Here is a 10331-nt window from a genome sequence, read left to right as displayed (position 1 = left end):
GGGCGCCGGAGCGACTGCTCCGGCGCCCTTCGGCGTCTCTCGGCGCTACTTCTTGAAGACCTGCACCACCGACGGCCGCGGACCCGCGAACTCACCGACGGCGGCGGTGCCGTCCACGTAGTCCGGGAACAGCGAGTGCTGGTCGGCCCAGGAGCCGTCCTCACCAGGGTGCTGGACGGCGACGAAGACCGAGCCGTCCTTGTCGTGGATGACCGGGCCGCAGGTCTCGGCCTCGCGCGGGACCGACAGGAACTGCTGGACGTGGCCGCGCTCGCGTCCCTCCAGCGGGACCTTGAACAGCCCGTCGCACTTCTGGATCGTGCTCGGTGCGCCGTCCGTGGAGATCCACAGGTTGCCCTCGGAGTCGAAGGCGACGTTGTCGGGGCAGGAGATCGGCGAGACCTTGTCGACCGGGTAGCCGGCGAAGTAGGTCGACTTGTTGGTCGCCGGGTCGCCGGCGACGAGGAGCAGCGACCACGTGAAGGTGCCCGCGGCCGCGTCGTTGCGGGCCTCGGTGATCTCGACGATGTGGCCGTCACGGTTGGTGTTGCGCGGGTTGGGCTCGGTGGCCGACTCCTTGCCGACCTTGCCGCGGTCGGTGTTGTTGGTGCACGCGACGTACACCTTGCCGGTCTTCGGTGACGGCTCCACGTCCTCGCAACGGTCCATCTTGGTCGCGTTGACCTGGTCGGCGGCCAGGCGGGTGTAGACGAGCACGTCGGCCACCGTCATGCCCGGGACGCGGCTCGCGCCGTTCAGGACCAGCGGCACCCACTGGCCGTAGCCGTCGAACTTGCCGTCTGCCGGCAGCGTGCCCGAGCCGTCGATCTCGGCCGGGGCCGAGTCGCCGAAGAGGCGCGCGACGTAGAGGTCGCCCTCGGTGAGCAGGTCGAGGTTCGCGGCGCGGTTGCGCGGGTTGTACGTGCCCTTGGAGACGAACTTGTAGAGGTAGTCGAACCGCTCGTCGTCGCCCATGTAGGCGACGGCGTGGCCGGACTTGGAGATCGTGACGTTGGCGCCCTCGTGCTTGAAGCGACCGAGATTGGTGTGCTTGCGCGGCGTCGAGGTCGGGTCGGTGGGGTCGATCTCCACGATGTAGCCGAACCGGTTCGGCTCGTTCTCGTAGCCCGGCTTGCGGGCGTCCCAGCGGGCCTCGACGGTCTCGAAGCCGTACGTCGTCTTCGTCCCGCTCGCGAGGCCGTAGCGCTTGTCGCTCGCGCTGGTCCCGGCGGCCAGGAAGTAGCCGTTGAAGTTCTCCTCGCCGGTGAGGATCGTGCCCCACGGGGTGGTGCCGCCGGAGCAGTTGCCGACCATGCCGGAGATCGTCGTGCCGGTCGGGTCGTCGACCGTCTTGAGCAGGTCGGAGCCGGCGGCCGGGCCGGTCGCCTTGAAGGTCGTGGTGGCGGTGATCCGGCGGTTCTTGGGGGCACCCTGGACGTACGTCCACTTCTTGCCCTTGCGGGAGCGCTCCAGCTCCACGATCGAGAAGCCGTGAGCGGCCATGGCGATCTTCACGGCCTCGGTCGGGTCGATGTCCGGCGGGAACATGATGCCGGCGTTGACGTACTCGTGGTTGTTGCAGAGCAGCGCCTTGGTGCCGGCGCTGTTGGTCACGATGATGTCGAGGTAGTCCGAGTTGTAGCCGAAGGCGAGCTCCTGCTTCGCGGCGGTCTGCGCGGAGGCGTCGAAGGGCTCACCACCGGCCAGGATCGGGTCGCCCCAGCGCAGGATCGGCTCCCAGGTGTAGCCGCGCGGGACGACGAGCTCGTCGACCGTGGCGTCGACCGGCGAGATCGGCGCGAAGGGCAGGTTGCCGGGGCGGCCGCTGCCGCGGCCGGCCTGGATGCCGCCCGAGGCGACCGGACCGGTCACAGCGGCCGCGGCGGCGGGCGAGGTGGCCCCCAGGGCGATCGCGCCCGCGCTGATGCCCGCGAACCCCAGCATCCTGCGGCGGCTGAACACCGAACCCGCGATGTCGCGGAAGTACTCGTTGTCGGAGGTGTTGGGCACGGGCTTGGCGCACGCGCTGTCGCACTTGAGGGCGCAGGTCACGGCGCTGCGCTTGCCGCGCGTGTGGCCGCTCATGGGCAGCAGCGACAACATGGTGCGGCGGCCGTTCGTCACGGCGGGGGCACCTTCGTCGCTGCACGAGGGGCAGGCGGTGTCGGTCTGGATGTCGCTCAGTTCGGTCACTGCAGTTCCGTTCAAGACGCGTGGTGTCAGGTCTCCCGAGAATCGGAAGGGAGGCTATGCGCGGCGAGACAACCGTCCGACCCCTCAATCTGTCGTCCGGGTGAACGGCGAATGACGAGTCATCAGGCTCAGATTCGTGTGACGTCAGTAACATTCGCTGCTAGCGAACGGATTTTCGACACCCCGGCGTGCGGATTCTTGGCATGAACCGGTAGCGTTATCCCTACGAGAAACCTGTGAACAGCCCGGGACTATCCCGGCCAAGTGCGACGAGGGGGCTGGACCCTATGGGGCGCGGCCGAGCGAAAGCCAAGCAGACGAAGGTCGCACGCGACCTGAAGTACCGGACCTATGAGACGGACTTCGGGGCCCTTGCGCGCGAACTTCATGGTGATGAAGACACCGGTCAGACGACGGAGAAGTCCGATCAGAAGCCGGACGACTACGACGACTGGTCGGACTACGACGCGGGATCCTCGCGCGACTAGGGTTTGTCGACCAACGGTGGCAACGCCTTGGTCGACATCCCCTCAGACTGATCGGCCCCGGGTCGATCGGCTCAGGACAACCTCCCCGTGAGTGCCGTAGCCAGGTAGCCGGCCGCCGTAGGGCGTGCCGTCGAAGGCGACGTGCAACCACTCGTCCCCCAGCGGGATCAGCGTGGGCCACGGAAGGTTCGAGACGTACGCCGAGCGGAGCTCTGCGACCTCATTGAGGTCCAGGTCGAAGATCGGGTAGCGAGCACGGACGTGACGCGGGTTGTCACGTCCGTCGCTGGCGCCGACGACGACCGTGCCGCCCAGCGGTACGAGCGTGGTGCCCTCGGTGGCCGTCCGGTCGGTTCGCGCTGCCCGCAGGCTGAGCGCGTCCAGGCTCGGCCCGCCGGCGAGCACGGGATGGAAGTCGAAGTACTTCTTGGCGCTGACGTAGCCGACCAGCCACTCGCCGTCGCGGCGTAGGAGATGGGGGTCCCAGACCCCGACCGACCTGCTGTGCCGGCGCTCGGGGCTCTCGGGGCTCTCAGTCGGCAGGACGAGCGGGGTCGAGTCGAGGACGTGCTCGCCTCGGGTCAGGTCCGCGCGTGAGTGTGCGATCGTGACCCCGACCGGGCTCCAGGGCTTGCTGGGGTCGGTCTTGTCCGGGGCCTTGAAACCTCCCCAGGTGCTCGTCGCGACCAGCCACTCGTCGCCGTCGCGCACGAGGTGGGTCGCGTGGTCGCCGTAGACCAGGTCGTCCCTGCGGAAGTAGAGCGCCCCGCGGTGGACGAGGTCGTACGTCACCGGGTCCAGCGCCCACACCGAGGTGTGCGCCGTGGGGAAGAAGCCCGGCCCGGCGCTGGTGGCGGTGAGCAGCAGGGTGCCGTCGTCCTCGTGGAACGGCGAGCCGTCGGCGTACGTCACCACCCGGATGTCGCGCAGGCCGAGCTGCCCGAAGGCGCCGCTGCGTACCTCCCCGGCCGAGCCCTCGTGGCCTGCGGTCAGGCCGGCCAGCCACGACTCCTTCCGCGGCTCGATCCCGACCTCGGTGAGGTCGACCTGCGCTCTGGCCACCCAGCCGTCGTCCTTGTAGGCCATCGCGGTCAGCATCGTCCCGGTCAGCGTCAGCGCGAACCGGGCCACCCCGCGACCGACCCGGCCGTGGCGCCGGCTCACGTGAGACGTACGCCGCGACCCCGTCGCCACCGACAGCTTTACTCGCCGCCCGTCGTAGACACCGGTGAGCACATCCCCACCCGAGGTGAAGCTGAGCGAGACCGGGCCGTCACAGACAGCCTCGATCGCGGCGTTGGCCGCGGGCCGGGAGAAGGTGCTGGACTCGACCGTGATCGTGACGGGGCGCTGGCGACGTACGACCTTGAATTCGGGGAACATCGGCTCCAGTCTTCCGGGCGCTTGGGGACAGGCCTAACGCAGCCCCCGGACATAGGCAGTGGCCCGGCGCAGGTCGTGGAGCCGCGCCTCCCAGGTGATGCCGAGGAAGAGCAGCAGGAGTCCGGCCGCACCGAGCACCCACCACTGCTGGAGCGTCTGCGCCGACGGCATCTGGGCCAGGGCCAGGACGGAGGCGACCACGGCGCCACCGACCAGGGGTGCCGCCCAGCGCAGCAAGGCGCCGCCGATGATGAAGGCCAGGCAGGCGAGGCCGAGCACCGCGGTCCGCATCGAGACCGGGTCCTCGAGGGCCGCCGGTACGGACGGGATGAGCGCGAGGAAGACGCCCGGCCCGAGCACCGGCAGCGAGGCGACCTCCCGGTCGAGGCGGAGCTTGACCACGCCGAAGATGACCAGCGCGATCGCGGGCGGCAGGGTGTAGTACTCCCAGGTCGTGACCGAGGTGTCGGCCAGCCGGATCCACAGCGCGATGGTGGCAAGGCCGGCGCCGACCCACCCCAGCCAGCGACGCTCGTGGTGGGCGATCGCGTGCGCGGAGACGGCGGCGGCGGCGAGGATCAGCAGGGTGCTCAGCCAGGGGAGATCGACCCCGCGGGAACCGACCGCGGTCGGCCCGTCCGGGGTCAGGACGATCTCGGGGCCGAGGCTGACCGTGCCGACGACGATCGTGACGACCGCGGCGACCGCGGCGGTGATCTCGGCCGAGGGCAGCAGCCGGAAGATGGTGACGACGGCCAGGATGACGATGATCCCGGCAGCGGCGTACGGCTGAGGGATGTCGATGAGGCTGGCGAACATCCAGCAGAACGCGGTCAGCGTGACGATCCAGTAGGGAGCGGTGACGGCCTTGGTCTGCAGCTCCTGGGTGAGCCGGTCCACGGCGACCGCCGCGACGGTGAGCACTCCGGCCACCACCAGCGCCAGCAGCTCGTTGGTGAAGGCGGCACCGAGCGATCCGAGGCCGAGCAGACCGGCGACCGTGAGTCGTGGCCCGGACTGCTGCGGATCGTGACGCAGGATCGTCGCGATGCACATGACGCCGGCGATCAGCAGCAGGATCGCCAGCCAGTCGGTGTCGAGCGTCCAGGACTCACCGAAGGCACCCAGCCCGATCGACACCGCGGCGCCGGCGGCGGCCGCTGCCTCGATCGCGGGGCTGCGGCGTACGAGCACGATGACGCCCATCGCCACGACGACCACCACCGCGGTGTAAGGACGCTCGATGTCGGCCAGCCGGGCCGCCTGCCACACGGCAGCGGTCAGCGCGAGGATCCAGTAGGCGGTCGCGACCTCCCGGGTCGTGCCGGACTGGACGCGGTCGACGATGAGGCCGAGGGCGGTGAGGATGAGGGTCACGGACAGCGCGAGCACGTCGCCGGAGAGCACCGCGGCCGTGGCCGCGCCGAGGCCGACGGTGCCTGCCACGGCCAGCGCGGGCGGCTGGCGGTGGTGCAGGCCGATGGCCGCGGCGAGGATGGTGGCGATGGTCAGCAGGACCGCCGCCCAGGTGACGTCGACCGCGCCGATCCCGATCGAGATCGCGGCGCAGGCCACGGCCGCCCACCAGCCCGACCCCCGGAAGCGGAAGAGCGTGATCAGTCCGAGGACCGTGACGATCACGCACGCGGCCCACTGCCGCTCCGCGTCGATCAGCGGGGCGAGCGACCACAGGCCGAGGGCGAGTGTCACGACCGAGTAGCTGGCGGTGACCTCACGATCGGCGCCGAGCAGACCCTGACCCGCGTACGCGGCCACCGCCGCCAGGGCGAGTGCGACGACCACGGTGAGCAGGTCGCTGGGCAGGGCGGCGGCGAGCGCGACCAGCCCGAAGATGCCCGCGGCGAGCAGCCGCGGCCACCGCTCCGCCCACCAGGCGAGCGCGACGGCGACACCGAGCAGCAGCAGCGCCGGGATCAGCAGCGGGGCGCTGTAGCAGGCGGCCGTGATCGCGAGCCCGGAGAGGCCGCCGGAGAAGGTGATCCAGCCGACCGTGGGCCGGTAGGTGCGGAACGCGGGCGGGTTGAACCGGAAGAGCCAGGCGGTGCCGAGGGCGAGGATCGGGAGCATCGCCGGCAGCGTCAGCCAGCCCGGCAGCAACGGCTCCGGACCGGTGACCGGGGAGAACGCGGACTCGGTCCAGGGCACGGCCGCGAGCCGGACGGCGGCAGAGACCGCCAGGACGAGGACGGTGATGCCCAGGCCCACGGCGTACGGCGTCAACGCGGCGGCGGCCCAACGCCAAGGCCGGGGGAGCGCGACGAGTGCGCCGGCGGCGACCAGGGTGACCACCACGGCCACGACCGTCAGGGTGACCGCGCCGTCATCGAGAGCGGGCTGGGTGAAGGTGTAGGCGGCGATCAGGAGAGACACCCCGACCATCGCGACCTTGGCGTCCTTGGGCAGCGGGAACAGCAGTGCCACGACCGTCAGCGCCGCGGCGGCGCCGAGCAGCAGCGGCAGGGTGCCGCCTGTCAGCAGCTCGGAACCGGTCAGCGCGGGATCGGTCAGGCCGCGGACGAGCAGCATCAACCAGAAGCCGGCCATCACGACCATCGAGCCGATGGTCAGCGCCTGCAGGTCGGTCTTGCTCGCCACGATCACCACGACGAGGGCGATGACCGCTGCGACCAGCGGGAACCAGATGAGGTCGGAGATGAGCTCGAGACCGATCAGGGCGGTGAGTACGCCGGCGGCGGCCGCCACCTGTGGCCCGATCACCGCGGTGAGCTTCTCGCTGCGCGCGCCGATCAAGGACATCGCGGTGCCGGCCAGGAAGACGACCACGCCGACGATGACCAGGAATCCACGGTCCCAGGCGACTCCATCGAGCCAACCGGCGTACTTCATCCCGGCTACGTCCAGGGCGAGCAGGCCCAGCGCGAGCGTCCAGACTCCTTCGGTGCCGGCCCGCAGCTCGAGATGCATCAGTAGCGCGCCGCCGATGGTGAAGAGGGCGGTGAAGACGACCAGCATCGTGGTGCGGCCGCCGACGCCCATCGTGGCCCAGGCGACCGCGAGGAAGATGACGCCCGCGACCAGCAGGAAGAGCACGCCGACGCCGACCAGGATCAGCGGCACCGTGATCGGCGCCCGCCGGGCGACCGGAGCGCCGGGGAACGGCGCCGGTCCGGCCATGGCGGTCGCGGCTGGGGCCGGGGGCGGCGCAGGGAGGGGTGTGACCTCGGGCTCGGGCTGGATCTGCGGCGGCGCCGAGGGAGGCGCGGAGACCGGCACGGGAGCGGGCGGTGGGGTCCGTCGCGCGGCTCGGCTCGCCTCCTCCCGGATCGAGCGCAACCGGGTCATGAGTACGTCTGCCCGCAGCAGGGTGCCGTAGAGCTCTTGCGCGACAGCGTTCTCCAGCGGCAGCCCACAGTGCGGGCAGGGGCTGGTGCCGGGCTCGAAGGCCTCCCGGCAGTCGGGGCAGCGACCAGGATCGGCGTACTTCACAGCCAGCCATCCTTGCGTAGTTCCGCCGATGCGCGTGCGGGAAACGCAGGGTGTGCGCTGAGACTTGATCCGGAATGACAACCGGCTTCGACCCATAACTGCAGGTCGAAGCCGGTTGTTGCTTGTGGGCAGGGGCGGGGTCGAACCGCCGACCTATCACTTTTCAGGCGATCGCTCGTACCAACTGAGCTACCTGCCCAAGCGAGATGAAACATTACCGGAAGCGCCCGCGACGTTCCGAATCGGGACCCGAAACCGGACGTACGGCCTCGCTTTGGCGGCCTCGGACGCAGACCTCTAGGATGTCCCGGCAGGCCCCCTTCGTCTAGCGGCCCAGGACCCCGCCCTTTCACGGCGGTAGCGCCGGTTCGAATCCGGTAGGGGGTACACAGTCTTTCCATGTCCCGAGTCTCGCTGCGCGAGCGCCCGGCCGGCATCCGCACGGATACTCATATCCAGGACGCACCAGGTCGCGCGGATGCGACACTTCCCAGCATGACTGCCAGCGTGAGTGCGTGGACGTCGCCAGCGGCGATCGAGGTCGAGAGCCGGCTCTTCCGGGCGCTGGCGGTGTTGCGCGTGGTCGTGCTCATCAACGCGCTCGGGCTGACCGTCTACCGCGCCGCCAACTTCGACCCGCCCGCGGCCGCGCTGGTCTGCGCGCTCGTCATGGTGGGGTGGACCGTCTTCGCCCTCTGGGCGTACGCCGACCCACACCGCCGCACGGCGGTGCTCGTCGGTGCAGACCTGGCGATCGCGCTCGGACTTCTGCTCGTGACCCCGCTGGTGAAGGGGCCGGGGTTCCAGGCGAGCGTGCCGGGGTTCTGGGTGAGCGGCGCGCTGCTCGCGTGCGCGATCCACTACCGCTGGATCGGCGGGCTGCTGGCCGGGGTGGCCCTGGCGGCCGTCGATCTGGTGCAGCGTCAGGAGATCGACCAGGCGATCTACGGAAACGCGTTCCTGCTGCTCATCGGGGGCCCGGTGGTCGGCTACATGTGCGAGTCGGTGCAGCGGATGGCGCTGGAGCGGGACGAGGCCGAGCGTGCGGCCGCGCGGGCCGAGGAGCGGGCCCGGCTCGCCCGGGCGGTCCACGACGGGGTGCTCCAGGTCCTCGCCCTGGTCCAGCGCCGCGGCGGTGAGCTGGGTGGTGACGCCGCCGAGCTCGGCAGGCTGGCGGGGGAGCAGGAGCGGGAGCTGCGTGCGCTGATCCGTGGCGAGCAGCCCGGCCGAGGCCCGGCTGCCGGGATGAGGGATCTCGCCGCCGCTCTGGCCGAGCTCGAGACCGGCACCGTGACCGTGTCCGGACCCGCGACCGCCGTCGAGATGCCCGCCCACCAGGCCGAGGAGATCGTCGCCGCGACCCGCGCGGCCCTGGACAACGTACGCCGTCACGTCGGTGAGGACGCCCGTGCCTGGGTGCTCCTGCAGGCATTCCCCGACCACGTCGAGGTCTCGGTGCGTGACGACGGCCCGGGCATCGCGGAGGGCAGGGTCGTCGAGGCCGGGGCGCAGGGCAGGCTCGGCATCAGCGAGTCGATCCGTGGCCGGATCGAGGACCTCGGCGGCCAGGCGGAACTGATCACCGGAGCAACCGGGACCGAGTGGGAGCTCACGGTCCCCCGAACAGGAGTGGATGCATGAGCAGAGTGATGGTCGTCGACGACCACCCGATGTGGCGCGACGCGGTCGAGCGCGACCTGACCGGTGCGGGGTTCGAGGTCGTGGCCACCGCCAGCACCGGCCGTGAGGCGATCACCCGGTTCGCCGCGACCCGGCCGGAGGTGGTCGTGCTCGACCTGCAGATCCCCGAGCCCGACGGTGTCCAGGTCACCACCGAGATCATCTCGCTGCACCCGGTGGCCAAGGTCCTCATCCTCTCCGCCTCCGGCGAGCAGAACGACGTGCTCGCGGCGGTCAAGGCCGGCGCGACCGGCTACCTGGTCAAGTCCGCCTCTCGAGACGAGCTCCTGGACGCCGTACGCCGTGTCGCAGCGGGCGACCCGGTCTTCACCCCCGGCCTCGCGGGTCTCGTCTTGGGCGAGTTCCAGCACAGCGCCGCCACCGAGGTGCGTGGCGACAAGCCCACGCTCACCGATCGCGAGACCGAGATCCTCAAGCTCGTCGCCAAGGGTCTGAGCTATCGCCAGATCGCCGACCGGCTCGTGCTCTCTCATCGCACTGTCCAGAACCATGTGCAGAACACGCTGCGTAAGTTGCAGATGCACAATCGGGTCGAGCTCACTCGGTACGCCATCGAGCAGGGGTTGGACGCCGACTGAGGTCCTGCCGATGGCGCCTTGGGTCTTCTTTCTGGCACGCGGTTCGTCGGTGCTCTTTGGGGTTGGTGTTTGCCGCCGACCCTTGCTTGGAGGGTGTTCTCGGCGACGCCCGGAGTAAAGGACGGCCTGCGGCCGCCGGCTTCGCCGGTCGCCTTCGGCGATCCTTGACACCGGCCGTCGCCGAGAAATGACTTGGCTGGCTATCGGGCCGGCGGCAGGGGTTTGGCGCGACGGTCTTGGTTGGGCACGGGCTTGGGACGGGTGGCTGGCCGGTGGGGTGAACGAACTTTCGTTCGGGCCCGGGTACCCCTCGCCGGAGGGGGCGGTCCTGGTGTGGCGGTGGGGTGAACGAATTTTCGTTCGCCTCGGAAACAGCTACCTCCGGAGGAGCCAGCACCTGGCGACCACACCCGGGCCGCCGCCCCGATAGCCAGCCAAATCTTTCTCGACATGGTCCGGTGTCCAGGACCGCGAAGCGGCCGGCGTAGCCGGCGGCCGCAGGCCGTCCTTGACTCCGGGG

Annotated in this window: 6 protein-coding genes and 2 tRNA genes; 4 read left to right on the top strand and 4 right to left on the bottom strand. The window is 70.4% G+C overall.

Annotation, left to right across the window (positions count from 1 at the left end; translation table 11 throughout):
• Positions 1–45: 45 nt before the first annotated feature.
• Positions 46–2193, bottom strand: coding sequence for a PhoX family protein (locus ACFU7D_RS26200; RefSeq protein WP_378872921.1), 2148 nt, complete (start codon positions 2191–2193; stop codon positions 46–48).
• A gap of 287 nt (positions 2194–2480) precedes the next feature.
• Between ACFU7D_RS26200 and ACFU7D_RS26195 the strand changes: the two genes are divergently transcribed.
• Positions 2481–2681 (top strand): DUF3073 family protein, encoded by a 201-nt coding sequence (locus ACFU7D_RS26195; protein ID WP_378727534.1) that lies wholly within the window; start codon positions 2481–2483, stop codon positions 2679–2681.
• Between the two features lie 42 nt (positions 2682–2723).
• Here ACFU7D_RS26195 and ACFU7D_RS26190 read toward each other — a convergent pair whose 3' ends face one another.
• From ACFU7D_RS26190 to ACFU7D_RS26180, 3 genes are all read right to left on the bottom strand, one after another.
• Entirely contained in the window at positions 2724–4064 is a 1341-nt protein-coding gene (locus ACFU7D_RS26190; RefSeq protein WP_378872919.1) for a hypothetical protein, read from the bottom strand.
• Positions 4065–4097: 33 nt separating this feature from the next.
• The gene (locus ACFU7D_RS26185; RefSeq protein WP_378872917.1) at positions 4098–7532 is read right to left on the bottom strand and encodes an SCO7613 C-terminal domain-containing membrane protein; all 3435 of its coding nucleotides are present in this window, start codon (positions 7530–7532) and stop codon (positions 4098–4100) included.
• A gap of 125 nt (positions 7533–7657) precedes the next feature.
• Positions 7658–7731: transfer RNA gene (locus ACFU7D_RS26180), tRNA-Phe, on the bottom strand.
• 115 nt (positions 7732–7846) lie between these two features.
• On the opposite strand from ACFU7D_RS26180, the gene ACFU7D_RS26175 reads away from it, so the two are divergent.
• From ACFU7D_RS26175 to ACFU7D_RS26165, 3 genes are all read left to right on the top strand, one after another.
• Positions 7847–7919 (top strand) — tRNA-Glu (locus ACFU7D_RS26175).
• Positions 7920–8027: 108 nt separating this feature from the next.
• Positions 8028–9173, top strand: coding sequence for a MacS family sensor histidine kinase (gene macS / locus ACFU7D_RS26170; protein WP_378872915.1), 1146 nt, complete (start codon positions 8028–8030; stop codon positions 9171–9173).
• On the top strand, positions 9170–9811 hold the full coding sequence (locus tag ACFU7D_RS26165) for a response regulator (protein WP_378872913.1): 642 nt from the start codon (positions 9170–9172) through the stop codon (positions 9809–9811). The genes macS and ACFU7D_RS26165 overlap by 4 nt, the downstream gene beginning before the upstream one ends.
• Positions 9812–10331 lie beyond the last annotated feature (520 nt).

Source organism: Nocardioides sp. NPDC057577, from assembly GCF_042801335.1.
Classification (GTDB): domain Bacteria; phylum Actinomycetota; class Actinomycetes; order Propionibacteriales; family Nocardioidaceae; genus Nocardioides.
The sequence above is the reverse complement of the archived record's forward strand: the minus strand, read 5'-3'. Positions and strand labels throughout refer to the sequence as shown.

Excerpts from the sequence above, each read along its gene's own strand:
- ACFU7D_RS26190 (WP_378872919.1), bottom strand. The coding sequence starts at position 4,064 with ATGTTCCCCGAATTCAAGGTCGTACGTCGCCAGCGCCCCGTCACGATC.
- macS (WP_378872915.1), top strand. The coding sequence starts at position 8,028 with ATGACTGCCAGCGTGAGTGCGTGGACGTCGCCAGCGGCGATCGAGGTC.
- ACFU7D_RS26195 (WP_378727534.1), top strand. The coding sequence starts at position 2,481 with ATGGGGCGCGGCCGAGCGAAAGCCAAGCAGACGAAGGTCGCACGCGAC.
- ACFU7D_RS26165 (WP_378872913.1), top strand. The coding sequence starts at position 9,170 with ATGAGCAGAGTGATGGTCGTCGACGACCACCCGATGTGGCGCGACGCG.